The 25112-nt window shown below is 73.9% G+C and carries 20 protein-coding genes and 1 pseudogene; 11 read left to right on the forward strand and 10 right to left on the reverse strand.

The genetic code is table 11. From position 1 onward, the window contains the following. Nucleotides 1-258 precede the first annotated feature (258 nt). The 3 genes from PS271_RS25910 to PS271_RS25920 all read left to right on the forward strand — a co-directional run bounded on the left by PS271_RS25910 (nt 259) and on the right by PS271_RS25920 (nt 3901). Complete coding sequence (locus PS271_RS25910) at nt 259-909, forward strand: DUF4360 domain-containing protein (RefSeq protein ID WP_356275492.1); 651 nt, start codon at nt 259-261, stop codon at nt 907-909. A gap of 180 nt (nt 910-1089) precedes the next feature. After that, complete coding sequence (locus tag PS271_RS25915) at nt 1090-1677, forward strand: ATP-binding protein (RefSeq protein ID WP_398385065.1); 588 nt, start codon at nt 1090-1092, stop codon at nt 1675-1677. Between the two features lie 109 nt (nt 1678-1786). Continuing rightward, on the forward strand, nt 1787-3901 hold the full coding sequence (locus PS271_RS25920; RefSeq protein ID WP_398385067.1) for a SpoIIE family protein phosphatase: 2115 nt from the start codon (nt 1787-1789) through the stop codon (nt 3899-3901). On the opposite strand, the gene PS271_RS25925 is transcribed toward PS271_RS25920, so the two are convergent. The 7 genes and pseudogenes from PS271_RS25925 to PS271_RS25955 form a co-directional block, all read right to left on the reverse strand. Beyond that, nucleotides 3861-5129: a cytochrome P450 family protein gene (locus PS271_RS25925; protein WP_398385069.1), complete on the reverse strand. Its 1269-nt coding sequence runs from the start codon at nt 5127-5129 to the stop codon at nt 3861-3863. The two genes, PS271_RS25920 and PS271_RS25925, sit on opposite strands and share 41 nt — an antisense overlap. Nucleotides 5130-5171: 42 nt before the next feature. Next, the gene (locus PS271_RS25930) at nt 5172-5597 is read right to left on the reverse strand and encodes a hypothetical protein (RefSeq protein WP_398385071.1); all 426 of its coding nucleotides are present in this window, start codon (nt 5595-5597) and stop codon (nt 5172-5174) included. 188 nt (nt 5598-5785) lie between these two features. Then, nucleotides 5786-6718 carry a ribokinase gene (gene rbsK, locus PS271_RS25935; RefSeq protein ID WP_398387062.1) on the reverse strand — a complete coding sequence of 311 codons (933 nt, stop codon included), beginning with the start codon at nt 6716-6718 and terminating at the stop codon, nt 5786-5788. A 43-nt stretch (nt 6719-6761) separates the two neighbouring features. Continuing rightward, nucleotides 6762-8698: pseudogene (locus PS271_RS25940) on the reverse strand (ABC transporter permease/substrate-binding protein). Next, a complete protein-coding gene (locus PS271_RS25945; protein ID WP_398385074.1) occupies nt 8688-10256 on the reverse strand; it encodes a sugar ABC transporter ATP-binding protein in 1569 nt (522 codons plus the stop codon). Before PS271_RS25945 ends, PS271_RS25940 begins: the two are co-directional and overlap by 11 nt. Before the next feature lie 36 nt (nt 10257-10292). Beyond that, nucleotides 10293-11294 (reverse strand): LacI family DNA-binding transcriptional regulator, encoded by a 1002-nt coding sequence (locus tag PS271_RS25950; protein ID WP_398385076.1) that lies wholly within the window; start codon nt 11292-11294, stop codon nt 10293-10295. A gap of 157 nt (nt 11295-11451) precedes the next feature. Further along, the gene (locus PS271_RS25955) at nt 11452-13872 is read right to left on the reverse strand and encodes a phosphoketolase family protein (RefSeq protein ID WP_398385078.1); all 2421 of its coding nucleotides are present in this window, start codon (nt 13870-13872) and stop codon (nt 11452-11454) included. 357 nt (nt 13873-14229) lie between these two features. On the opposite strand from PS271_RS25955, the gene PS271_RS25960 reads away from it, so the two are divergent. Beyond that, nucleotides 14230-15114 (forward strand): SigB/SigF/SigG family RNA polymerase sigma factor, encoded by an 885-nt coding sequence (locus PS271_RS25960; protein ID WP_398385080.1) that lies wholly within the window; start codon nt 14230-14232, stop codon nt 15112-15114. Nucleotides 15115-15163: 49 nt separating this feature from the next. Then, nucleotides 15164-15373 carry a hypothetical protein gene (locus PS271_RS25965; RefSeq protein ID WP_398385083.1) on the forward strand — a complete coding sequence of 70 codons (210 nt, stop codon included), beginning with the start codon at nt 15164-15166 and terminating at the stop codon, nt 15371-15373. 64 nt (nt 15374-15437) lie between these two features. Here PS271_RS25965 and PS271_RS25970 read toward each other — a convergent pair whose 3' ends face one another. Next, nucleotides 15438-15680 (reverse strand): chaplin, encoded by a 243-nt coding sequence (locus PS271_RS25970; protein WP_030364967.1) that lies wholly within the window; start codon nt 15678-15680, stop codon nt 15438-15440. Between the two features lie 255 nt (nt 15681-15935). On the opposite strand from PS271_RS25970, the gene PS271_RS25975 reads away from it, so the two are divergent. Continuing rightward, nucleotides 15936-17435 carry an SDR family NAD(P)-dependent oxidoreductase gene (locus tag PS271_RS25975; protein WP_398385085.1) on the forward strand — a complete coding sequence of 500 codons (1500 nt, stop codon included), beginning with the start codon at nt 15936-15938 and terminating at the stop codon, nt 17433-17435. Between the two features lie 10 nt (nt 17436-17445). Beyond that, nucleotides 17446-18120 (forward strand): PhzF family phenazine biosynthesis protein, encoded by a 675-nt coding sequence (locus tag PS271_RS25980; protein WP_398385087.1) that lies wholly within the window; start codon nt 17446-17448, stop codon nt 18118-18120. Nucleotides 18121-18351: 231 nt separating this feature from the next. On the opposite strand, the gene tsaD is transcribed toward PS271_RS25980, so the two are convergent. Beyond that, on the reverse strand, nt 18352-19416 hold the full coding sequence (gene tsaD / locus PS271_RS25985) for a tRNA (adenosine(37)-N6)-threonylcarbamoyltransferase complex transferase subunit TsaD (protein ID WP_398387064.1): 1065 nt from the start codon (nt 19414-19416) through the stop codon (nt 18352-18354). A gap of 131 nt (nt 19417-19547) precedes the next feature. Here tsaD and cbiE point away from each other — a divergent pair, with 131 nt between their 5' ends. The 3 genes from cbiE (at nt 19548) to PS271_RS26000 (ending at nt 22989) form a co-directional block, all read left to right on the forward strand. Continuing rightward, complete coding sequence (gene cbiE / locus PS271_RS25990) at nt 19548-20828, forward strand: precorrin-6y C5,15-methyltransferase (decarboxylating) subunit CbiE (protein ID WP_398385089.1); 1281 nt, start codon at nt 19548-19550, stop codon at nt 20826-20828. Between the two features lie 131 nt (nt 20829-20959). Beyond that, nucleotides 20960-21721: a precorrin-4 C(11)-methyltransferase gene (gene cobM / locus PS271_RS25995; RefSeq protein WP_398385091.1), complete on the forward strand. Its 762-nt coding sequence runs from the start codon at nt 20960-20962 to the stop codon at nt 21719-21721. A gap of 41 nt (nt 21722-21762) precedes the next feature. Then, nucleotides 21763-22989: a serine hydrolase domain-containing protein gene (locus tag PS271_RS26000; protein ID WP_398385093.1), complete on the forward strand. Its 1227-nt coding sequence runs from the start codon at nt 21763-21765 to the stop codon at nt 22987-22989. Nucleotides 22990-23004: 15 nt separating this feature from the next. Here the strand turns inward: PS271_RS26000 and PS271_RS26005 are convergent, their stop codons facing one another. After that, entirely contained in the window at nt 23005-24159 is a 1155-nt protein-coding gene (locus PS271_RS26005; RefSeq protein ID WP_398385095.1) for a cobalt-precorrin-5B (C(1))-methyltransferase, read from the reverse strand. 176 nt (nt 24160-24335) lie between these two features. Between PS271_RS26005 and PS271_RS26010 the strand changes: the two genes are divergently transcribed. Further along, entirely contained in the window at nt 24336-25094 is a 759-nt protein-coding gene (locus tag PS271_RS26010) for a cobalt-precorrin-6A reductase (protein WP_398385097.1), read from the forward strand. Nucleotides 25095-25112: the final 18 nt, after the last annotated feature.

The raw sequence follows: 25112 nt of genomic DNA on the forward strand, positions 1-25112 counted from the left end.
GACGGCTCGCCGACCCCGCTGGCCTGGGTTTCCGCCGGTTGACGAGAACCGGGGAACGGTTGTCCTACGCGAAGTCTGGCGCACTCGGGTGGCGCCTCCTACCATTCGAACGCTCCCGTCCCCAGGGGTACTTGGGAGGAAGGGCATGGCATGTCCATGCCCTAACCGCACCATGCTCCCACCCATTCCGGTCCGGCGTCCTCCGGGATCCCGGCCGAAATGACGTCGCTCATTCCGAGGACAACCGATTGGAGAGCCATGCCCGGCGGCCTTATCGCAGGAGCCGCGCTCGCGGCACTGTTCGCCTCACCGATATCCACGTACGACGCGTCGATCATCGTCAATCCGCCCCCGGACAAGATCGTGATCGAGATCGCCACGGTCAACGGCTCCGGTTGCCCCGCGGGCACGGCCGCGGTGGCCGTCGCGCCCGACAACACGGCCTTCACGGTCACCTACAGCGACTACCTCGCCCAGGTGGGCGTGGGGTCCAAGCCGACCGACTTCCGCAAGAACTGCCAGCTCAACCTGATCGTGCACGTCCCCCAGGGCTTCACGTACGCCATCGCCAGCGCGGACTACCGCGGCTACGCGAAGCTGGAGCCCGGCGCCAGCGGCACCGAGAAGGCCTCGTACTACTTCCAGGGGTCGTCCGTCACCACGCCCATCAGCCACACCTTCCGCGGCAACTACGCGGACAACTGGCAGGCCACCGACCGCGTCGACGTGGCCGCGATGGTCTGGGCCCCCTGCGGCGAGAAGCGGAACTTCAACATCAACACGGAGCTGCGGGTCAACGCGGGCAGCTCCGACCCGTCCAAGACCACCAGCTTCATGACGATGGACTCCACCGACGGCGACCTCAACACCATCTACCACCTGGCCTGGAAGGAGTGCCCGAGAAACTAGCGGCGCCGTTCTCCGGGGGCGGTGTGCAATTTGCGCCGCCCCCACCCGCCCCCACCTGCGGTGATCGCACTCCGCTCGGCCACCGTGACCCACTGGGTATAGACCTCTGGCGAAAAGCAGGCGACTGTGGGGGGAACCACATCCGGCGCCCCGCGCGCTATCCCGATTGTGCTGAGCCCCATGTATGCAGCCATCCGCGACACCGCGAGACCCGTGCACCCGGCTGACGCCTTCGCCGGTACGGGCGACCCGGCGGTCGCCTTCTGGTCCGCCTCCCCCAGGAAGCTCCCCGCTCCCTGGGGTCCGCACATCCCCCTGTGCATGCACGGCCCGCTCTCCCGGCGGCAGCCGCACCCCGGCCTGCCGCCCGGCGTTCCCCCGCCCGGCCGTGCCACCCAGGCCCTCTCCCTCCCGGCGACGGAGCGCTCCGTCGCGGCCGCCCGCCGGTTCTCCCGGGCGCTGCTGGCCGAGTGGGGCCTGCACGAGCTCGCCGACGACGCGGCCCTGCTGCTCTCCGAGCTCGTCACCAACGCCGTCGTGCACGTCCCCGGGACGCCCCAGGGCATCCAGCTCGTCCTGAGCCGGGGCCAGGGCCACCTCGTCGCCCAGGTCACCGACCCGGGCGGCTACCTGCCCCGCTGCGGCGAGGCCGGGCCCGACAGCGAGAACGGGCGCGGCATGTGGCTCGTCGAGCAGATCGCCGCCCAGTGGGGCCACCACGCCTCCGGCAACGGCAAGACCGTCTGGTTCACCCTCCGCCTGCCCTAGCGCACCCCGCCACGCCCCCGCCGCCGCCGTCCGGCCGCCCCGCGGGCTGCGCGCCCGCCCCCTTCGGAGAGACCATGGAACCGCTGCGGCGGGCGGAAGGAGGTCCTCGATGGGCGCGACCGACGCATTCCGGGCCCGCCCCGTCCAGCAGACCTCCGGCCGTGCGCCGTACGTGCCCGGCAGCCTGCTGGACGAGCTGGGCGTGGCCGCCGGGGTGCTGGACCGCGAGGGCCGGATCGTGCTGTGGAGCCCGCAGGCCGAGCAGCTCTTCGGCTGGACCGCGGCCGAGGCCCTCGGCCAGTACGCCGCCCGGCTGCTGGTCGCCGAGGACGACGTCCACGCGGTGCTCCAGCTGTTCGCCGAGGTCATGGCCGAGGGCGAGACCTTCGCCGTGGTCTTCCCCGCCCGGCACAAGGACGGCGGCACCCGGCTGATCGAGTTCCGCAACGTGCGCCTGGAGGACCGGCACGGCGAGTTCTTCGCCCTCGGCATCGCCACCGACCGGGAGGTCCTGCGCACGGTCGAGCGGGACCTCGCCCTGTCGCTGGGCCTGGTCCGCCAGTCCCCGATCGGGCTCGCGGTCCTCGACACCGCCCTCCGCTACGTCATGGTCAACCCCGCCCTCGAACGCATTTACGGCCTGCGCGCCGAGCAGTGCACCGGCCGCACCGTCCGCGAGGTGCTGCCCCGCGCGGACACCGGCGCCATCGAGGCCGCCATGCGCGAGGTCCTCGCCACCGGCACCCCGCTGCTGGACCGGATGGCCGTCGGCCACGAGGGCGGCGGCGCGGACGAGGGACAGGCCCAGCTCGTCTCGTACTACCGCCTGGAGGACCCCGGCGGGCAGATCCTCGGCGTCGCCACGTCCCTCGTCGACGTCAGCGACCGCCACCGCGCCCTGGAGGAGGCCCGCCGCCGCACCGCGCTCATCGCCGACGCCTCCGTGCTGATCGGCACCACGCTGGAGCTGGAACAGACCGCGCGCGAGCTCGCCGAGGTCGTGGTGCCCCGCCTCGCCGACGTCGCCGCCGTCGACGTCCTCGACACCGTCGTCGACGGCGGACGCGCCGGGGCCTCCTCGGGCCGGGGCGAGGTCTTCCGGGCCCTGGCCGTCGCCGCCGCGCGCGGGGCCGACGCCGCCGCGTCCGCGGCCTGCGCCGACGCCGTACGGGCCGCCGACCCGCCCGGCGGGATCGCCAAGTACGACCACGACCGGCTCGTCGCCCGCTGCGTGCGCACCGGCCACCCGGTCAGGGTGCCCCGCGTGCACGCCGAGGACCTGCCGGAGATCGCCCGCGACGCCGACGCGGCCCGCCTGCTCGCCCGCGCCGGCCTGCACTCCTACATGGCCGTGCCGCTCATCGCCCGCGGCGAGGTGCTCGGCGCCCTCGACCTCAAACGCATCGGCAACCCCCGCCCCTTCGACGAGGACGACGCCGCCCTCGCCGCCGAGCTCGCCGCCCGCGCCGCGGTCTCCATCGACAACGCCCGCTGGTACCAGCGCGAGCGCGCCGCCGCCCTCACCCTCCAGCGCAGCCTGCTGCCCCAGCGGCCCCAGGGCTCCGTAGGCCTGGAGATCGCCTTCCGCTACCAGCCCGCCGGCGCGGCCAGCAGGGTCGGCGGCGACTGGTTCGACGTCATCCCGCAGGACGGCGAGAAGAGCGCCCTGGTCGTCGGCGACGTCATGGGCAGCGGCATCAACGCGGCGGCCGCCATGGGGCAGCTGCGCACCGCCGCCCGCACCCTCGCCCAGCTCGGCCTCGACCCGGCCCGGGTGCTGGACCACCTCGACCACACCGCCAGTGGTCTGGACCAGATGATCGCGACGTGCCTGTACGCCGTGTACGACCCGCGCAGCGGCCTCTGCCGGGTGGCCAACGCCGGCCACCTCCCGCCCGTCCGCCTCCGCCCCGGCCACCCCCCGGCCCTCGTCGACCTCCCCGCCGGGGCCCCGCTGGGCGTCGGCGGCATCCCCTTCGAGAACACGGCCGTGGACCTCGCGCCCGGCGACGGCCTCGTCCTCTACACCGACGGCCTGGTCGAGACCCGCGACGAGGCCATCGACGCCCGCCTCGAAGCGCTCCTCGCCGTCCTGGCCGACGCCCCCGCGGGCCTGGAGGAGACCTGCGACCTCCTGTTGACGTCCCTGCGCCCCGGCAACGACCAGGACGACGTGGCCCTCCTCATCGCCCGCGCCGTCCCGGCGCCCCCTGCCGCCCCGTGACCGTGACCGGCAGCTCCCTCAGCGCGTGCGACCGGAACGACGCCCGCCACCGCAGCGCGCCCGCCGGGACCGCGAGGGCGATGCCCGGCAGCCGGCGCAGCAGCGTCGCGAGCGCGATGCCGGTCTCCATGCGGGCGAGGGGCGCGCCGAGGCAGTAGTGCACGCCGTGGCCGAGGGCCAGGTGCGCCTTGTCCTCGCGGTGGACGTCGAAGCGGTCCGGATCCGGGTAGCGCTGCGGATCCCGGTGGGCGGACGCGAGGCAGAGCAGCACCGTGTCGCCCGGCGGTATGCGGACGCCGCCGATCTCGACCGGCTCCACCGGGAAGCGGCGGATGGCCATCTGGTTGGGGTGGCCGAAGCGCAGCAGCTCCTCGACGGCCCCCGGCCACAGCGCCGGGTCCGCGCGCACCGCGGCCAGCTGCTCCGGGTGGCCGAGCAGGGTCAGCAGGCCGCCGCTGATCAGGTGCTGGGCGTTCTCGCTGCCCGCCATCAGGATCAGGAAGGCCAGCGAGACCAGCTCGTCCTCGCCGAGCCGGTCGCCGTCGTCACGCGCGGCGATCAGCGCGGACAGCAGGTCGTCCGCGGGCGCGGCCCGGCGCGCCGCGACGAGGTCCAGCAGGAAGCGGTGGATGCGGTCCACGGCCTCCCCGACCTGCGCAGGGTGCCCGGGTGCGAACATCGTGCCCACGTCCGCGGAGAACGGCCGCCGGTCCGCCTCCGGCACGCCGAGCAGGTCGCCGATGACGGCCAGCGGCAGCGGATTGGCGAATTCTGTGACCAGGTCGGCGCTGCCCTCCGCGGCGATCCGCCCGGCGAGGGCGCCGGCGAGCCGGTCCGCCGTGGCCTGGACGCGCCCGCGCAGATCCGCGACGCGGCGCGGCGTGAAGCCCTTCGACACCAGGCGGCGCAGCCGCAGGTGGTCGGCCGGGTCGATGTTGAGCAGATTGGCGTCGAGGGCGGGCGGCAGGGAGAAGCCCCGGTAACCGCTGCCGGAGTGCGCTTTGTTCACCGACAGCCGCGGGTCGGTGAGCGCGGCTCGCACGTCCGCCTCGTGGGTGACGAGCCAGACGGGCGAGCCGTCGGGGAGCGCGATCCGGTGCACGGAGCCCGCCGCCCGCAGCCGCGCGTAGACCGGGTAGGGGTCGGCGAAGAACGCGGCGCCGAACGGGCGCGGAAGGGCGGCAGGGTCGGCGGTACAAGCGGTCGCGGTGGTGTCGGCGGTGTCCATCGTCCGAGCGTAGGACGGGCGCCGGACAGGGCCTTTCCGGGGCTACTTGAGACGGACGTTGTAGAGCGTGCGCTGGTTCTCGATGGTGAGCTTCACCTCGCCCTTGGCGCCCGCGTACGCCCCCGTGCCGCCGACGACGGCCGCGTCGCTGCGGTACGGGCCGCGCCCGAAGCGGTTCTCCATGGACTCCAGCACCAGCGTGCCGTCCGTCCCGCGCAGCACGTACCGGCACTGGGCGACCACGCCCTCGTACCGCAGGAGCACCACCGTGCAGACGGCGCTGCCGTCCCCGGCGGACTCGCCGGACGGGCCCTTCAGGTCGGCGTAGACGGCCCAGGTGTCGCCCTCCTTGGGGTGTTCGGGCGGGCTGCCGGTGCGGTGCACCGCGGTCCAGGCCAGGGTCTTCTCGCCGTCGGCTGCGGCGGGTTGCGGTGACGGCAGGGCGACGGCGACGGCAGTGGCGGCCACGGCAGCAGCGGCTGCCACGGCGGCGGCTGGGCGACGCGTCAGACGCATCGGGCACCTCCGGCTCGTACGGATAGGACGGGCACCTGCGTACCCGATCCTGGTGTGTTCACCCCACTCTGCCTATGGCGCCCGCACAATTCCCGTCACGAAGGCGCCACCGGACCGCGCGCTCGGTTCAGGCCAACGGTTCAGGACAACGGTCCGGGTTCCGGAGGCAGTTCCGCGAGCGTCGGGTACGAGGGCTGGGCGCCCGGCCGGGTCACGGACGCGGCGCCGACCCGTACGGCGAAGCGGGCCGCCTCGGCCAGCGAGGCGCCCGCGGCCAGCCGGGCCGCGAGCGCGCCCGTGAAGGCGTCCCCGGCGCCCGTGGTGTCGACGGCCTCGGCCTTGACGCCGGGCACCGCCACCGCCTCCGCGGCCCCCGCGTCCAGGGTCAGCGCCCCCTCGGCCCCGAGCGTGACCACGACCGAGCGGGCGCCCTGGGCGCGCAGGGCGCGGGCCCACGCCTCCGGCGTGCCGTCGGTGAGCTCCGTCAGGTGCCGCGCCTCGTGCTCGTTGACGACCAGCGGGTCGGCCGCCGTGAGGACCTCGGTGTCCAGCCGGTCCGGCGCCGGCGAGGGGTTGACCACCACGCGCGCGCCCGCGTCCCGGGCGGTCTCGGCGGCCGCCCGCACGGTCGCGGGCGGGATCTCCAGCTGGAGGGAGACCACGGCCGAGGCGGCGATGACGTCCCGCGCCGCCTCGACGTCCTCCGGCAGGAGCCGGGCGTTCGCGCCCGGCGAGACCACGATGCTGTTGTCCCCGTCCGGGCCGACGACGATCATCGCCGTGCCCGTCCGGGCGCCCTCCTCGACCAGCACGTGCCGCAGCTCCGTGCCGGCCTCGCGCTGCCCGGCCAGCAGCAGCTCGCCGAACGCGTCGTCACCGACCCTGGCCAGCAGCGCCGTCCGGGCGCCGAGGCGGGCCGCGGCCGCGGCCTGATTGGCACCCTTGCCGCCCGCCGACTCGACCAGATCCGAACCCGGTACGGTCTCGCCCGCGCCGGGCCGGCGCTCCACCCGGACCGTCAGGTCCGCGTTGGCGGACCCCACGACCAGGACGTCGTACGTCTTGCCGTGCATCTCGTCCCGCTTCTCGCCCTGCATCTTGTCGTGCATCGTGTCGTCACCCATCGAATCCGTCCGCGTTCTCCTTGGTCACCAGCACGACCGGCACCTTCACCCGGGCCGGCAGCCGCTCGCCCCGCGCCGCCTTCACCGCCCAGTCCACCGCCTGCCGGCCCAGCAGCCGCGGCTGCTGGGCGACGGTCGCGGTCAGCGTCCCGGCCCGGACGGCGGCGATCCCGTCCGGCGTGCCGTCGAAGGCCACGACCTTCACCCTCTTGCCCGAAGCGGAGCCCAGGGCCTTGGCCGCGCCGAGCGCCATCTCGTCGTTCGCGGCGAAGACGCCGCCGAGGTCCCGGTGCGCCTGGAGCATGTTGGCCATCACGTCCATGCCCTTGGTGCGGTCGAAGTCGGCGGGCTGGCGGGCCACGACCTCGATGCCCGGGTACGCCCTGATGCCCTCCTCGAATCCCTTGCCGCGCTCGCGCGCCGCCGAGGTCCCCGGCTGACCCTCCAGGAACGCCACCTTCCCCTTGCCGCCGAGGGACGCGGCGAGCGTCCTGGCCGCCAGCCGCCCGCCCTCGGTGTTGTCGGAGGCGATCGTCGAGCCGACCCGGCCGCCGTTCACGCCCCGGTCGATGGAGATCACCGGCACGTCCGCCCGGTTGGCCACGCCCACGGCCGGGACCGCGGCGTCGGAGTCGACGGGATTGATGACGGCGGCCTTGACGTTCTGGCTCGTGAACGTCTCCATCTGGTTGATCTGCTGGGTGGGGTCGTTCTGCGCGTCCGTGATGTTGATCTTCAGGCCGCGGTCCTGCGCCTCCGCCCGGGCGCCCTCCTTGATGCCGACGAAGAAGGGGTTGTTGAGCGTCGACAGGGCGAGCCCGAGGTCGGTGTTCCCGCCGCGGTCGCAGCCGGACAGGGCCAGGGAGGCCGCCAGGCCCGCCGTCACGGCCACGACGCGCACCCTTGCCGCGCGGCCCCGCGTCATCCGCCGCCTCGTCACCCGCCGCCTCATCGCGTGCTCCGGCGGCGCAGCGTGTCCAGCAGCACGGCCAGCGCGATGACCAGGCCCGTCGCCACCTGCTGCCAGAACGCCGACACGCTCAGCAGGTTGAGGCCGTTGCGCAGCACCGCGAGGATCAGCGCACCGATCAGCGTGCCCGACGCCTTGCCGGAGCCGCCCGACAGGCTCGCCCCGCCGATGACGACGGCCGCGATGGCGTCCAGCTCGTAGCCGACCGCGGCCTGCGGCTGCGCCGACGTCAGCCGGGCGGCCAGCACGATGCCGGCCACGGCCGCGAACAGCCCGGACAGCGCGTAGATGACGAGCTTGCGGCGCCGGACGTCGATCCCCGACAGCCGGGCCGCTTCCTCGTTGCCGCCGATCGCGAACATCGCGCGGCCGGTGTACGTACGGGCCAGGATCAGCGCCGCGACCGCGCCCATGGCGGCCAGCACGAGGACGGGCACGGGCAGCCAGCCGCCCAGCGTGCCGCCGAGCCCGCCGAGGGAGGAGGGGAAGGCGATGGGGGAGCCCCCGGAGATCACGAGGGCCAGGCCGCGGCCGACCGAGAGCATCGCCAGGGTGGCGATGAACGCCGGCAGCCTCCCGTACGCGACGAGGGCGCCGGAGACCAGCCCGGCCGCCGCGCCCACGGCCAGGCCCAGCAGCACCGACAGCCAGACGGGCAGGCCCTCCTTCGTCGCGCACCACGCCACGACGGTCGCCGACAGGGCGGCGACCGAGCCGACGGACAGGTCGATGCCCGCCGACACGATCACGAACGTGACGCCGAACGCCAGGATCGCCGTCACCGACGCCTGCACGCCCACGTTGAGGAGGTTCTGCCCGTTCAGGAAGTCCCGGGACAGCACCGCCATCACCACGACGAGGGCGATCAGCCCGCCCAGCGGGCCGTTGCGGAGCACCGCCCTCGTGAACCACTGCCCGAGGGCGTTGCCCCCGGGCGCCCGCAGCACCTCAGCCGACATCGGAGCCCTCCATCGCGCTCACCTCGTACGTGTTGCCGTCGTTCGCCGGCCTCAGGGCCAGCTCCATCACCGCGTCCTGCGTGGCCCGCTCGCCCGACAGCTCCCCGGCGATCCGGCCCTGGGCCATGACCAGGACCCGGTCGCTCATGCCGAGCACCTCGGGCAGGTCGCTGGAGATCATCAGCACGGCGTGGCCGGCGGCCGTCAGCTCGTTGACGAGCCGGTAGATCTCGACCTTCGCGCCGACGTCGATGCCGCGCGTCGGCTCGTCGAGGATCAGCAGCCGGGCCCCGGCCAGCAGCCACTTGCCGATGACGATCTTCTGCTGGTTGCCGCCGGAGAGGGTCCGCGCGCTCTGCTCCAGGCCGCTCATGCGCACCTTCAGCCGCTCGGCGACCGCTGCTGCCTCCCGCCGCTGGCCGCGCCGGTCCACGAAGCCGCCCCGGGTGTCCCGGTCCAGCCGGGCCAGGGTGAGGTTGTCGCCCAGCGAGGCGTCCAGGAGCAGGCCCTGGCCCTTGCGGTCCTCGGGGACGAGGCCGACTCCGGCCCGCATCGCCGCCCGCACGTCGCCGCGGGCCAGCGGCCGGCCGTCGACCTCGACGGTCCCGGCGTCGTAGCGGTCCACCCCGAACAGCGCCCGCGCCACCTCCGTGCGGCCCGCGCCGACCAGGCCGGCGAGCCCCACGACCTCCCCGGCCCGGACGTCGAAGGCGACGTCGCGGAAGGCGGGTTCGCGGGTCAGCCCGCGCACCCGCAGCAGCGGCGCGCCGGGTGCGGCGGGGCGCTCGCGCGGGTACTGCTCGGCGATGTCGCGGCCGACCATCAGCCGGATCAGCTCGTCCTCGTCCGTGGTGGCGGGCACCTCGGCGACCGACCGGCCGTCGCGCAGGACCGTCACCCGGTCCCCGAGCGCCGCGATCTCCTCCAGGTGGTGGGTGATGAAGACGATGCCGACGCCGCTGTCGCGCAGCTCGCGGACGATGCCGAAGAGCGTGTTCACCTCCTCGGAGGTGAGCACCGCCGTCGGCTCGTCCATGATCAGGACGCGGGCGCCGAGGCTGAGGGCCTTGGCGATCTCGACCATCTGGAGGCGGGCGATGCCGAGCTCGGCGACGGGCGTGGTGGGGGAGACGTCCAGCCCCACGCGGCGCAGGAGTTCCGCGGCCCGTTCCCGCGTCGTGCGCTTGTCGACCAGGCCGAGGGCGGTGCGCGGCAGGCGGCCCAGGAAGATGTTCTCGGCGACGGTCAGGCCGGGCACGAGGTTGAACTCCTGGTGGATGGTGGCGATGCCGAGCCGCTGCGCGTCCTGCGCGGAGCGGACGGCGACCTCGCGGCCGGCCACCAGGATGCGGCCCGCGTCGGGCCGGTGGACGCCGGCGAGCATCTTGATGAGCGTGCTCTTGCCGGCGCCGTTCTCGCCGAGGAGCACGTGCACCTCGCCCGCGCGCAGGCGCAAGGAGACGCCGTCCAGGGCGCGGACGCCCGGGAACGCCTTGGTGACGCCTTCGACCCGCAGTAGCTCGCGGCCGTCCCGTACGTCGTCGTTGACGCCGGTCATGCGCTGCCCCTCTCCTGGTGTCCGTTCTCCTGGTTGTCAGCGGGTTGCCGCCTCGCCGCAGGAGCGGCGCGGTACGAGCCGGGCGGGGAGCAGCACGGACGGGGCCTCGCGCCCCTCGATGCGCTCCAGCAGCGCGTGCACGGCGGCCTCGCCCAGCGCGCGCGTCGGCTGGGCGACGGCCGTGAGCGGCGGGTCGAGGTGGGCGAACCACGCCACGTCGTCGAAGGCGACGAGCGCGACGTCGGAGGGGATGCGCAGCCCTCGCGCCCGCACCTCGTCCAGGGCGCCGAGCGCCATGAGGTTGTCGGTGGCCAGTACGGCGTCCGGCGGCTCCGCGAGGTCCAGCAGCCGCCGCATCACCTGCCGGCCGCCTTCCGGGCGCAGGTCCGGCGAGGCGCCGACGCGCTCCGGCGGCAGGGCGATGCCGTGGGCGGCGAGGGCGGCCCGGAACAGCTCCAGGCGCTCGTCCCCGACGGGCGTCCCGGCCGGCGCGACGATGACGGCCGGCCGGCGCCGCCCCAGCGCCGCCAGGTGCGCGGCGAGCTCCGTCAGCGCGGCCCGGCCCTCGGCGCGGACGCACGGGGCGGCGACGCCCGGCACCGTGCGGTCGAGGAGCACGAGCGGCGTGCCGGCGCCGGCGGCTTCGCGGAGCATCGCCGAGCCGGTGCCCGCGGAGCTGACCAGCAGGCCGTCGATGCGCCGGTCGAGGAGGGTGCGGATGTGGTCGTCCTGCTGCCGCGTGCTCTCACCGGCGTTGCCGATGATCAGGCTGTAGCCCAGCCGGCGGGCCTCCTGCTCGACGGCGTCGGCCAGTTCGGTGAAGAAGGGGTTGCGCAGGTCGCTGATGACGAGCCCGAGCGTACGGGTGCGCGCGGTGCGCAGGGCCCGGGCGACGGCGTCGGGCCGGTAGCCGAGCTCCGCGACGGCGGCCAGGACGCGCTCGCGGGTCGCGGCGACGGGGGAGCGGCCGTTGAGGACGCGGGAGACGGTGGCGACGGAGACGCCGGCCCGCTCGGCGACGTCCTTGATGTTCGCCATGGTGCTGCGCCTCCCGCCCCGGCTCGTGCCATCCGTGTAATCGATTTCGCACGGCTGCTGTGCGGGCCAGGTAATCGATTACACGCAGGGGCCGTCAAGGCTTCGCCGGGGTGCCGCGCATCACACGGGGCGGTGTGTCAGCACATGTGGCGCTGTGTCAGCCCCGCCAGCTCCAGTCGGCGACCTCCGGCATGTCCACGCCGTGTTCCCGGATCCACGCGTGGTGCCGGGTGCGCGCGTCCGCCATCGCCTGCCGTACGGACGCGGCCCGCACGCCCAGCCCCGGCACCCGGTCGATGACGTCCATGACGAGGCGGTAGCGGTCGAGGTCGTTGCGGACGACCATGTCGAAGGGGGTGGTCGTCGTTCCGGCCTCCTTGTAGCCGCGGACGTGCAGGTTGGCGTGGCCCGTGCGGCGGTAGGCGAGGCGGTGGATCAGCCACGGGTAGCCGTGGTAGGCGAAGATGACGGGCTTGTCGGGCGTGAACAGCGCGTCGTACTCCGTGTCCGGCATGCCGTGCGGGTGCTCCTTCTGCGGCAGCAGCCGCGTCATGTCGACGACGTTGACGACGCGCAGGGCGAGCTGGGGCAGTTCGTGGCGGAGCAGGTCGGCGGCGGCCAGCACCTCCTGGGTGGGGACGTCGCCGGCGCAGGCCAGGACGGCGTCCGGGGGCCGGTCGCCGGTCTCGGTGCCCGCCCACTCCCACACGCCCGCGCCGCGGGCGCAGTGCGCGCGGGCCGCGTCCAGGCCGAGCCAGTCGAAGCAGGGCTGCTTGCCGGCGAGGACGACGTTGACGTAGTCGCGGCTGCGCAGCACGTGATCGGCCACGCACAGCAGCGTGTTGGCGTCCGGGGGCAGGTAGACGCGGACCACTTCGGGGGACTTGTTGAGGACGTGGTCCACGAAGCCGGGGTCCTGGTGGGAGAAGCCGTTGTGGTCCTGGCGCCAGACGTGCGAGGTCAGCAGGTAGTTGAGGGAGGGCACGGGGCGGCGCCAGGGCAGGGTGCGCGCGGTCCTGAGCCACTTGATGTGCTGGTTGACCATCGAGTCGACGATGTGGACGAACGCTTCGTAGCAGGAGAACAGGCCGTGGCGGCCGGTGAGGGTGTAGCCCTCCAGCCAGCCCTGGCAGAGGTGTTCGGAGAGCACCTCCATCACGCGGCCGTCGCGGGCGAGGTGTTCGTCGGTGGGCAGTTGTCCGGCCTGCCAGGCGTTGCCGGTGACGGAGTAGAGGGCGTCGAGCCGGTTGGAGGCGGTCTCGTCGGGTCCGACGACGCGGAAGTCCCGGCTGCCCGCCGTGTCGGCCATGATCTGCGCGAGCAGCCCGCCGAGGACGCGGGTGGGCTCGTGCGGGCCGGCGCCGTGCTTGTCGACGGGCACCGCGTAGTGCTCCAGCGGCGGTACGGGCAGGGAGCGCGTGAGGAGGCCGCCGTTGGCGTGCGGATTGGCGCCGAGCCGCCGGGCGCCTTCCGGTACGTGCGCGAGGACTTCGGGGCGCGGCCGCCCGTCCGGGCCGAAGAGCTCCTCCGGCCGGTACGAGCGCAGCCACGTCTCCAGCTGCCGCAGGTGCTCGGAGTTGTCGCGGACGCCCGCGAGCGGCACCTGGTGGGAGCGCCACGCGCCCTCCACGGGCACGCCGTCGACCTCGCGCGGGCCCGTCCAGCCCTTGGGCGTACGGAGCACGATCACCGGCCAGTGCGGCCGGTCGGTCACGCCCTCCTCGCGGGCGACGTGCTGGGCGAGCGCGATGTGGTCCAGGGCCCGGTCCATGGCCTGGGCGAGGGCGCGGTGCACCTCCATGGGGTCGTCGCCGGCGACGTGGATCGGCTCGTGGCCGTACCCGCGCAGGAGCTTGTCCAGCTCGCCTTCGGACAGCCGGGCCAGGACGGTCGGATTGGCGATCTTGTAGCCGTTGAGGTGCAGGACCGGCAGGACGGCGCCGTCGTGGACGGGGTCGAGGAACTTGTTCGCGTGCCAGGACGCGGCCAGCGGGCCGGTCTCGGCCTCGCCGTCGCCGACGACGCAGGCCACGAGCAGGCCCGGGTTGTCGAGGGCGGCACCGTAGGCGTGGGCGAGGGAGTAACCCAGCTCGCCGCCCTCGTGGAGGGAGCCGGGGGTCTCCGGGGCGACGTGGCTGGGCACGCCGCCGGGGAAGGAGAACTGCCGGAACAGCCGCTCCATGCCGTCGGCGTCCCGGCTCACGTCCGGGTAGACCTCGCTGTAGCTGCCGTCGAGCCAGGAGTTGGCGAGCACGGCGGGACCGCCGTGCCCGGGGCCCCAGATGCAGACGGCGTCCAGGCCGCGCGCCTTGATGACGCGGTTGAGGTGGGTGTGGATCAGGTTGAGACCGGGGGAGGTGCCCCAGTGGCCGAGCAGCCGGGGCTTGATGTGCTCGGGCTCCAGGGGGACGGTCAGCAGCGGGTTGCTCAGGAGGTAGAGCTGGCCGGCGGCCAGGTAGTTGGCGGCGCGCCAGTGGGCGTCGAGCGCGGCCAGATCGGCGTCTGAGGGCCCGTCCGGCTTCGGGCCTGCGGGTTTGCCCGTTCCCTCTCCGGCGGTGCGGTCGGCGTGCTCGGGCATACGGCCTCCTCGGGACGCGGTGCCGGGTACCCGCCGCCGGGCGCGCCAAACGCTCCGCGGCGGGGCACCGGACACGCTGCCACCCGCCGGCGGCCCGCGCGTAGGACCGGTCCGGCCGACTTCGACCCCGGGCGCACCATCACTCTCCGTAGCGCCTTGGCCGCTCCGAGTCGCGGAACCGGCCGGCCCAGGTGATCCTGAGGCATGCGGCCGGCCTCCCCGGACGCCGCCCCCGCGGCCCGCGGAGGCGATCCGCCGACCTGTTTGCGGGTGCCCCGCGGGGGCAGCCGCACCTACCGGAAGGTGCTTCCGGCCGGCAGGCACTCCTTTTGCTCAGGAGCGAGGAGGACTGTGACCATGGACCGGACGACGACCATGGACCGGGGGACCGGCGCGGGGCGGACGACGGGCGCGGAGCGCCGGACTGCGGTCGCGGACCGGACGGCGCGCCGGCGCAACCGCGACGCCCCCGACACCGCCGCCTCCTTCGCCCGCCTGGCGGACCTGCCGGCCGGCACCGAGCGCGACCGGCTGCGGCAGGACCTCATCGCCGCCTGGCTGCCCATGGCGGAGCGCATCAGCCTGCGCTTCCGCAGCAGCGGCGAGACCCCCGCCGACCTGCGCCAGGTCGCGGCGCTGGGCCTGGTCAACGCCGTGGACCGGTACGACCCGCGGCTCGGCCACGCCTTCGAGACGTTCGCCGTGCCCACGATCGTCGGCGAGCTCAAGCGGCACATCCGCGACCACGCCTGGTCGCTGCACATCCCCCGCCGCGACCAGGAGCTCCGCACGGCCGTGCGCGCCGCGCAGACGGCCCTCGGCCAGCGCGACGCCCGTACCCGGCCCGGCCCCGCCGAGCTGGCCGCCGAGTGCGGCCTGTCGGAGGAGGAGGTCCTTCGCGGCCTGGCCGCCGAGGGCGTGCACAACACGCTGTCGCTGGACCACCCGGTGCTGGGCGCCGACGACCTCCCGCTCTCCGACACCCTCGGCTGGACGGACCCGGCGCTGGACCTGGTCGTCGACCGGCAGTCCCTCAAGCCGCTGCTCAGAGCGCTCTCCGAGCGGGAGCGGTACGTCCTGTACTGGCGGTTCTTCGGCAACCTCACCCAGAAGCAGATCGGCGCGCGGCTGGGCGTCTCCCAGATGCAGATATCGCGCATCCTCAGCCGGACCTGCGCGCGGCTGCGCGAGGAGCTCCTGGCTCCCGCGGCGGCTCCGCAGCGCACCCCGGCCCCGAGCTGACGCCCCGGCCCCCTCCCCCCGCCCCTCCGAGTCAAGGCAGGCGAAGACGATGACCACAGCCCACTCGCACCTGACCCCCGACCTTCCGCCGGTCGTGGAGATACCGGACCTCCCCGGCGCCCAGCGGCCCGGCCGCTCCGGCGCGGAGGGCGGCGAGAGCGGCGAGGGCGGGCGGGAGGCGGCCGGACATGACCGTGGCGCCCACCGCGCAGAGCGTGATGGGCGCCACGAAAGCGCAGGTCAGGATTCCGGCGGCTGACTGTGACCCTTCCCGCGCCTGCCGCGCGGGCAGGTCCGGTGGTCCCGCCCGGGCGCGGGGGTCACTAGCCGGCGATGACGCAGGTGTTCCCGAAGGTCGGGTTCAGGAGGGCAATGATGTCGATCGTGTTGCCGCACAGGTTGATCGGAACCTGGATCGGGACCTGAATGGTGTTGCCGGAGATGACGCCGGGCGAGCCGACGGCCGCGCCGTTCGCTCCGGCACTGGCGGAGGCGACTCCGGCAGCGCCCGTGACGGCGACGCCGGCGGCAGCGGTCAGGACGGCGGCCTTGGCGATACGCGACATGGCTAAACCTTTCTCATGGGTGGTGAGCGGCAATTGTGTCCGGTGTAACTGTGGAGACAGGTCGGATATAGACACCGAAAGACACAATTAACCCGGAAGACCCAATAAGTGGTATGTGATGTTTGAGGCGCGGGGTGCCGGGTGTGAAGCGTGCGGCACAGGCCCCGCGCCTGCGGGTTTGGTGCCACCACCCCCGCCTACGTACAGTTTCCTGGCAGCTTCATTCGAACAGAGAACCGGGAAACAACAGCGGCGATGACGGTCACCGAGGTCACTGAGGACAGCCGCGAGGGCGCAGGCGCAGCGGGCGAGGACGAGTACGGGCCGGGCATCGACCCGGAGCGCATGGCGGTCTGCCTGAGCGTGCTCCAGGAGCTCGACGAGCTGCCGGTCGACCACCCCGACGCGATCGAGGTCCGCCGCGCCACGGCCGGCATCTACCGCACGGTCAAGCAGCGCCGGCGCCAGGAGCGCCGCGCCGCCAAGACCGCGCACGACAAGGCCGTCACCGAGGCCACGGCCACCGGCGCGGCCGACCGCATCGACGACGAGACCCGCGGCATACCGCTCGCGGCCACCGCCGCCACGCAGATCGTCGGCATCCTCGAGCGCCCCCGGTCCTGCTACACCTGCAAGGACCGCTACACCGAGGTCGACGCGTTCTACCACCAGCTCTGCCAGCCCTGCGCGGCGGAGAACCGCGCTCGCCGCGACGCCCGCACCGACCTGACCGGCCGCCGCGCTCTGCTCACCGGCGGCCGCGCGAAGATCGGCATGTACATCGCGCTGCGGCTGCTGCGCGACGGTGCGCACACCACCGTCACCACGCGCTTCCCCAATGACGCCATCCGCCGCTTCAAGGCGATGGAGGACAGCGCGGACTGGCTCCACCGCCTCAAGATCGTCGGCATCGACCTGCGCGACCCCGCGCAGGTCGTCGCCCTCGCCGACTCGGTCAGCGCCGAGGGCCCCCTCGACATCCTGATCAACAACGCGGCCCAGACCGTACGCCGCTCCCCGGCCGCCTACCGCGAGCTGATCAGCGCCGAGTCCGCCCCGCTGCCCGCCGGTGAGCTGCCGGCCTCCGAGGTCTTCGGCGCCTTCGGCAGCGGCGCCCAGCCCGAGCTGCCCGCCCCCGCGGGCAGCGGGCACGACTCCCTCACCCCGCAGGCCCTCACCGAGCTCGCCCTCACCAGCGGCTCCGCGTCCCTGGCCCGCGTCGAGGCCGGCACCGCGATCGACGCCGGCGGGCTCGTGCCCGACCTGGACGCCACCAACACCTGGATCCAGGCGGTCGGCGAGGTCGACCCCGTCGAGCTGCTCGAAGTCCAGCTGTGCAACGTCACGGCGCCGTTCGTACTGGTCAACCGGCTGCGGCCGGCGATGGCCGCGTCGCCCGCGCGCCGTAAGTACGTGGTGAACGTCTCCGCCATGGAGGGCGTCTTCAGCCGCGGCTACAAGGGCGCGGGCCACCCGCACACCAACATGGCCAAGGCCGCGCTCAACATGCTCACGCGCACCAGCGCGCAGGAGATGTTCGAGACCGACAACATCCTCATGACCAGCGTCGACACCGGCTGGATCACCGACGAGCGCCCCCACCCGGACAAGGTCCGCCTCGCCGAGGCCGGCTTCCACGCCCCCCTCGACCTCGTCGACGGCGCGGCCCGCGTCTACGACCCGATCGTGCGCGGTGAGCAGGGCGAGGACCTGTACGGCTGCTTCCTCAAGGACTACCGCCCGGCGGGCTGGTAAGGCCACCGTCGTGGACGTCCGCATCCTGCGGGTCTTCACCGGCCCGGACGGCTCCGGCGGCAACCTCCTGGGCGTCGTCCACGACGGCCCGTCCGTCCCCGGCTCCGCGGCCCGGCAGCGGCTCGCCGCGGAGCTGGGCTTCAGCGAGACGGTGTTCATCGACGATCCGCGGCGCGGTGAGGTCGACATCCGGACCCCCAGCGGGCCCCTGCCCTTCGCGGGGCACCCGCTGGTGGGCGCGGCGTGGCACCTGCGGCAGTGCGGGTACGCGGCGGACGTGCTGCGGCCGCCCGCCGGCGACGTGCCGGCGTGGACGGCGTCCGGTGCCACGTGGATCCGCGCCCGCGCGTCCTGGGCCGCGGGTCGCCTTCTTGAGCAGTACGCGCTGCCCGCGGACGTCGACGCCCTGCCGTCCCCGCCGCCCGGCGACGGCTGGCTCTACGCCTGGTCCTGGCACGACGAGCCGACGGGCCGCGTCCGCGCCCGCGGCTTCCCGCGCCGGGGCGACGGCATCACGGAGGACGAGGCGACGGGCGCGGCGGCGCTCAGCCTCACCGCGTCCTTGAGACGCGATCTGGACATCGCCCAGGGCGCGGCGTCCCGCATCCGCACGCGCTACGAGGGCGAGTACGTGACCCTGGGCGGCGGGGTCGACTCCGTCGGGGCCCGAACGATCGGGGCCTGACGGCTTCCGCCCGGGGGCTTGCGATCCGGGGGGATGCGTGGGTTCGGCACCGCCGACCACCGCCGCGGTGGTTGCTCGCCGCGGCGGCGGGGGTATTTGGCGGGCCCAAGGTTTGGGGTCGGCCGTGGGCGGCCCGTCGGGGCGACTGGTGGGTTCGGCACCGCCGGTTGCCGCCGTCGTGGTTGCTCATCGCGGCGGCGGGGGTATTTGGCGGGCCGGGGTTTGTGGTGACTACGCGGCGAGTTGCCGTGCCACCGGGTGGAGCGCCGCGTACTCCAGTGGGGCCGACGGGTCGATGGAGATGTCCAAGGGGGCCGGTGGGGCGTCCGCGCGGGCCAGGAGGTCGCCCACGGCGGCGATCATCGCGCCGTTGTCCGTGCACAGCCGCAGCGGCGGCACCCGAAGCTCGATGCCCGCGGCGGCGCACCGCTCCTGGGCCAGGGCCCGGACCCGGGAGTTGGCGGCGACGCCGCCGACGACGACCAGCGTCCCCACCCCGTGCTCCACACACGCCCCCACCGCCTTGCGCGTGAGGACATCGGCCACGGCCTCCTGCAAGGACGCCGCCCCGTCCGCGACGGGCAGCGCCCGCCCCGCTGCCCGGTGCTGTTCCGCCCACCGCGCGGCGGCCGTCTTCAGCCCGGAGAACGAGAACGCGTAGCGGTCGTCCCGCGGCCCCGTGAGCGGCCGCGGGAACGGCACGGCCCGCGGGTCACCTTCCCGCGCCACCCGGTCGACGGCGGGCCCGCCCGGGTACGGCAGGCCGAAGACCCGGGCGACCTTGTCGAAGCACTCGCCCGCGGCGTCGTCCAGCGTGTCACCGAGGTGCACGATCGGATCGCGCGCCAGATCCCGTACGAGGAGCAGCGACGTGTGCCCGCCGGAGACGATGAGCACCATGCAGGGATCGGGCAGCGGCCCGTGCTCCAGCGTGTCCGCGGCCACGTGCCCCGCAAGGTGGTGCACCCCGTACAGCGGCACGTCCAGCGCGTAGGCGAGCCCCTTCGCCGCGGCCAGGCCCACCTGGAGCGCGCCGGAGAGGCCGGGCCCGGTGGTCACGGCGACGGCGCCGATGTCCCGCATCGTCAGCCCGGCGTCGGCGAGCGCGGCATGCACCACGGGCGCCGCGGCATGCACGTGCGCACGCGCCGCGATCTCGGGGACGACGCCGCCGTACCGAGCGTGCTCATCCATGCTGGAAGCCACGGCGTGGCCCAGCAGTTTCCCGTCCCGCACCAGACCGGCACCGGTCTCGTCGCAGGACGACTCGATACCCAGCACCACCGGCGAACGCACCACGCCGCACCTCCTGCATTCCAATAGCAATTGCACATCCTATGCATTAAGGGCCCGCATGCCGCGCCGCGGCCCGCGGTCAGTAGAGTTCCCGTGCCCCAGATCGCAGCGAACGCCGAGGTGACAGCCCCGTGAGCCCCGCCCCCGTCACCGTCGTCGGCATCGGCGCCGACGGCTGGCCCGGCCTGGCCCCCGTCTCCCAAGAGGCGCTCAACACCGCCGAAGTGATCATCGGCGGCCCCCGCCAGCTGGACCTGCTGCCCACCACCTGCCCCGCCGAACGCGTCCCCTGGCCCTCGCCCCTCCGCCCGGCCGTCCCGGGCCTGCTGGCGGCGCACGCGGGCCGCCGCGTCTGCGTGCTGGCCAGCGGCGACCCCATGTTCTTCGGCATCGGCCGCACCCTCGCCGAAACCCTCGGCCCGGACGCGCTCCACGTGCTCCCGCACCCGTCGTCCGTCTCGTACGCCTGCGCCCGCCTGGGCATACCACGCGAACAAGCAGAGGTGGTCAGCCTCGTAGGCCGCCCGCTCGCCGCCCTCACCGCGGCCCTCCACCACGACCACCACGTGCTCGTCCTCAGCTCCGGCGCGGACACGCCCGCCGAAGTCGCCGCCCACCTCCGCGCACACGGCTACGGCCCGAGCCGCATGACGGTCCTGGAACAGCTCGGCGCCGCAACCGAACGCCGCGTCGACGGAACGGCCGACGACTGGCACCACGCCCCCGGCGACGCCCTGAACGTCATCGCGATCACCTGCCACCGCACCCCCGGCGCACCCCGCCTCCCCCTCACCCCCGGCCTGCCGGACGACGCCTACGAACACGACGGCCAACTGACGAAGCGCCATATCCGAGCAGTCACCCTCGCCACACTCGCCCCCGCCCCCGGTGAACTCCTCTGGGACGTAGGCGGCGGCTCCGGCTCCATCGCCATCGAATGGATGAGGGCTCATAAGACCTGTCGCGCTGTCAGCGTCGAGCGTGACCCCGCAAGAGCAGCCCGCATCACCCGCAATGCCGACGCGCTCGGTGTCCCGGCACTCCGCGTAGTCACCGGCCCGGCCCCCGCCGCCCTCACCGAACTCCCCACCCCGGACGCCATCTTCATAGGCGGCGGCCTCACGGCCCCCGGCCTGCTGAACGCCTGCTGGGAGGCACTGCCCCCGGGCGGCCGCCTCGTAGCGAACACGGTCACCCTCGAATCCGAGGCGCTGCTCACGGACTGGTACAAGCGCCACGGAGGCGAACTGACCCGCCTGGCCGTGTCGCACGCGACGCCCGTAGGAGGCTTCACGGGCTGGCGCCAGGCGATGCCGGTGACGCAGTGGTCCGTGGTGAAAACCGGGCCGCAGACGCAGGGCGAGGAGGAGGGGCCGGGGCGGGGCCGGCCCTGGGAGGGGCGTAAAGCGTGATTTGTGGCGGAAGTTCGGAGTTCGTAGACGTGTTGACAGTGCCCGCCTAAATCATGCAGCCCCGGAAGGGCCGGCCCCGCCCCGGCCCCGACCCACCGGCCACCCGCACCCGTACCCACAGGAGCACAGCCATGACCGTGTACTTCATCGGCGCCGGCCCCGGCGCCGCCGACCTCATCACCCTCCGCGGCGCCCGCATCCTCGCCCGCTGCGACGTCTGCCTGTACGCAGGCAGCCTCGTGCCGAGTGAACTTCTCGCAGAGTGCAAGCCGGGAGCGCGCCTGATCGACACGGCGCAACTCGACCTCGACGCCATCACCGCCGAGTTCGTCCGCGCCCACGCGGCGGGCCACGACGTGGCCCGCCTCCACTCCGGCGACCCCTCCGTCTTCAGCGCCGTAGCCGAGCAGATGCGCCGCCTGGACGCCGCCGGCATCCCGTACGAGATCGTGCCCGGCGTCCCCGCCTTCGCCGCGGCCGCCGCCGCCCTCGGCCGCGAGCTGACCGTGCCGACGGTCGGCCAGACGGTGATCCTCACCCGGATCGCCCGCCAGGCCACCCCGATGCCCCCCGGCGAGGACCTCGCCACCCTCGGCCGCAGCGGCGCCCTCCTCGTCCTGCACCTGGCCGCCCGCTACACCGACGAGGTCGTCGCCGAACTCCTGCCGCACTACGGCGCCGACTGCCCCGCGGCGGTCGTCGCGATGGCGAGCCGCCCGGACGAACTGGTCCTGCGCGGCACGCTCGCGGACATCGCACACAAGGTGCGGGAGGCCGGAGTGATCCGCACGGCGGTCATCATCGTGGGCCGCACACTCGCGGCGGAGCAGTTCCCGGACAGCTACCTGTATTCCACGGACCGCCACCGCAACCCCTGCGGGAAGGAAGGTTAGCCTATGCTTACCTCGAAATGATCATCCCAGGGGGGACCCGCATGCCGAAGCGCACGTCAAAAACCACACGAGCCGCACTCGTAGCCCTCGCGGCAGTCGCAGCAGCAGCCACATCCATAGCCCCGGCGGGCGCGGCAACCGGCAGCCCGGCGGGCGCCGAGAGCCACGCCGTCACCCAGGAAGCCCTCAACGGCCTCGTAGCCGCCGACATGCCCGGCGTAGCCGCAGGCACCCTCACACCCAAGGGCACCTGGTCCGGCTCCGCCGGCTACGCGGACACGGCCGCGAAGCGCAAGCGCACCGCCGCCGACCACTTCCGCGCGGGCAGCATCACGAAGTCGTTCGTCGCGACGGTCCTGCTCCAGCTGGAGGCGGAGGGGAAGCTGAGCATCGACGACTCCGTCGAGAAGTGGCTCCCCGGCGTGGTCAAGGGCAACGGCTACGACGCCAACAAGATCACGATCCGTCAGCTCCTCAACCACACCAGCGGCGTGCACGACATGGTGTACACGCCCGAGTGGAACGAGCAGATGAACGGGCAGGGCTTCTTCGAGCACCGCTACGACATCAAGACGCCGGAGCAGATCGTGGCGATGGGCATCAAGTACGGCCCGGACTTCGAGCCCGGCAAGGGCTGGCGCTACTCGAACACGAACTTCGTCCTCGGCGGAATGATCATCGAGAAGGTGACGGGGAAGCCGTACGCCCGTGAGGTGGAGCGCCGCATCGTCAAGCCGATGGGCCTGAAGGAGACGACCTTCCCCGGGACGGACCCGAAGCTGCCGGCGCCGCACCCGGTCGGCTACTCGAAGCTGTACGTGCCGAACCCGGGCCCGGAGATCTACGACGCCACCGAGTACCGGCCGTCGTGGTCGGGCGCGACGGGCGAGGTGGTGAGCACGAGCGGGGACCTCAACCGGTTCTTCAGCGGCCTCCTCCAGGGCAAGCTGCTGCCGAAGAAGCAGCTGGACGAGATGCTCACCACCGTCGAGACGGGCGAGCACTACACGTACGGCCTGGGCATCATCTCCCGCAAGCTGACGTGCGGCGCGCAGGTGTACGGGCACGACGGCGTCGTCTGGGGCTCCCTGACCGGCGCGGCGGGCACGCGTGACGGCAAGCACATGCTCACGTTCAACATCAACGGTGACTGGCTCAACGAGAGCCCGCCCTTTGAGAACATGTTCGAGGGCGAGTTCTGCGGAGCGCTCCCGAAGCCGGCAAAGGACAAGCCGGCAGCGACAACCCAGGTCAACACCCTCCGCTAACACCGCCGAAGCCGGCTAAACACCGCGAGGCCCCACCGCCTCCGCCCGCCCCACGATCACGCCCGCGCGGTCGATGCAGATGACGTCGACCGCGACGGGCGCGCCGCGCAGCACGGCGAGCGCCTCGTCGCGGGCGGTGGCGGCGACCAGGTCGCCGAGCGGAACGCCGGCGGCCTCGCACAGCCGCAGCGCTTCCAGGCCGGTGTTGGCGGAGGCGACGGCCGCGGCGAGCTCCTCGCCCGCACCCCCGTGCCGGGCCAGCTCCGCGAGGAACCCCTTGTCCACCTGGGAGCGCCCCGAGTGCAGGTCGAGGTGGCCGGCGGCCAGCTTCGACAGCTTGGCGAAGCCGCCGGCGACGGTGAGCCGGTCCACGGGGTGCCGGCGGATGTACTTCAGGACCGCGCCCGCGAAGTCGCCCATGTCGAGCAGGGCGTCCTCCGGCAGGCCGTGCACGGCGACGGCGACCTTCTCCGACGTCGACCCCGTACAGCCGGCGACGTGGCGGCGGCCGGCCGCGCGGGCCACGTCCACGCCGCGCCGGATGCTGTCGATCCAGGCGGAGCACGAGTAGGGCACGACGATGCCGGTGGTGCCGAGGATGGAGATGCCGCCGAGGATCCCGAGCCGGGGGTTCCAGGTCGAGCGGGCGATCTCCGCGCCGTGGTCGACGGAGACCTCGATCTCGACGTTGCCCGAGCCGCCGTGCCGGGCGGCGACCGCGGCGACGTGGTCGCGCATCATCTGCCGGGGCACGGGGTTGATGGCGGGCTCGCCCACGTCCAGGGGGAGCCCGGGGCGGGTGACGGTGCCCACGCCCGGCCCGGCCCGGAAGGCGACGCCGGAACCGGGCGGGAGGATCCGTACGGTCGCACGGACCAGCGCACCGTGGGTGACGTCCGGGTCGTCACCGGCGTCCTTGACGATGCCGGCCATGGCGCGCCCGTCCCCGAGCCGCTCGGCGGCGAGGGCGAAGGCGGGCGTCTGCCCCTTGGGCAGGGTGATCGTCACGGGGTCGGGGAACTCGCCGGTGAGGAGCGCGGTGTACGCGGCGGTCGTGGCGGCGGTCGCGCACGCGCCGGTCGTCCAGCCGTGGCGGAGACCGGTGTGCTGCAACTGGGCGGCGCGGCCGCCGGCGGCGTTGCCGGCTGTGCCGGTGGCGGTGTCAGTCAAGGCTGCCTCCGACCGTAGGGTTGCACCCGGCCGCCGACGCCGGCCGCCGGGTCCGAACAGACCGGGCCTGAACGGACCGGGCCTGAACAGGCCAGATCCGAACAGGCCAGATCCGAACAGGCCAGATCCGAACAGGCCAGGCCCGAACAGACCGGCCCCGAACAGAAAGGCACGACGTGAGCGACCGCCGCCACATCCTGATCCTGGGCGGCACGACGGAGGCGCGCAGGCTCGCGGGCGAGCTCGCCGAGGACCCCGGCTTCCGGGTGACGACGTCCCTCGCGGGGCGCGTGGCGCAGCCCCGGCTGCCGGCCGGTGACGTCCGTATCGGGGGGTTCGGAGGCCCGAGCGGCCTCGCCCGGTGGCTGCGCGAGCAGCAGGTGGACGCGCTCATCGACGCCACCCATCCTTTCGCCGGCACGATCAGTTTCAACGCGGCGGAGGCCGCCGCGGCCGCCCGCGTTCCCCTGCTGGCCGTGCGCCGTCCCGGCTGGGAGCCGGGCCCGGGCGACCGCTGGCACCCGGTCGCCTCCCTGGCGGAGGCCGCCGGACTGCTGCCCGCGCTGGGGGAGCGCGCGTTCCTGACCACGGGCCGGATGGGCCTGGCGGCCTTCGCGCACCTCGAGGATATGTGGTTCCTCGTCCGCTCCGTGGACGCCCCTGAGCCGCCGGCTCCGCCCCGTATGGAAGTCCTCCTGGACCGCGGCCCGTTCACGCTCGACGGCGAGCGGGAACTGCTGCGCCGCCACCGGGTCGACGTCCTCGTGACGAAGGACAGCGGGGCGGCGGCCACGTCGGCCAAACTGACCGCGGCCCGCGAGGCGGGCATCCCGGTCGTGGTCGTCCGCCGCCCCCCGGCCCCGGAGGGCGTCCCGACGGCAGCGGACCCGGCCGAGGCCGGAGAGTGGCTGCGCCGGCGCTTCCCCACCGCCTGAACGGGCCCGCGGCGGCGG

Source organism: Streptomyces sp. SCA2-17 (assembly GCF_044336695.1).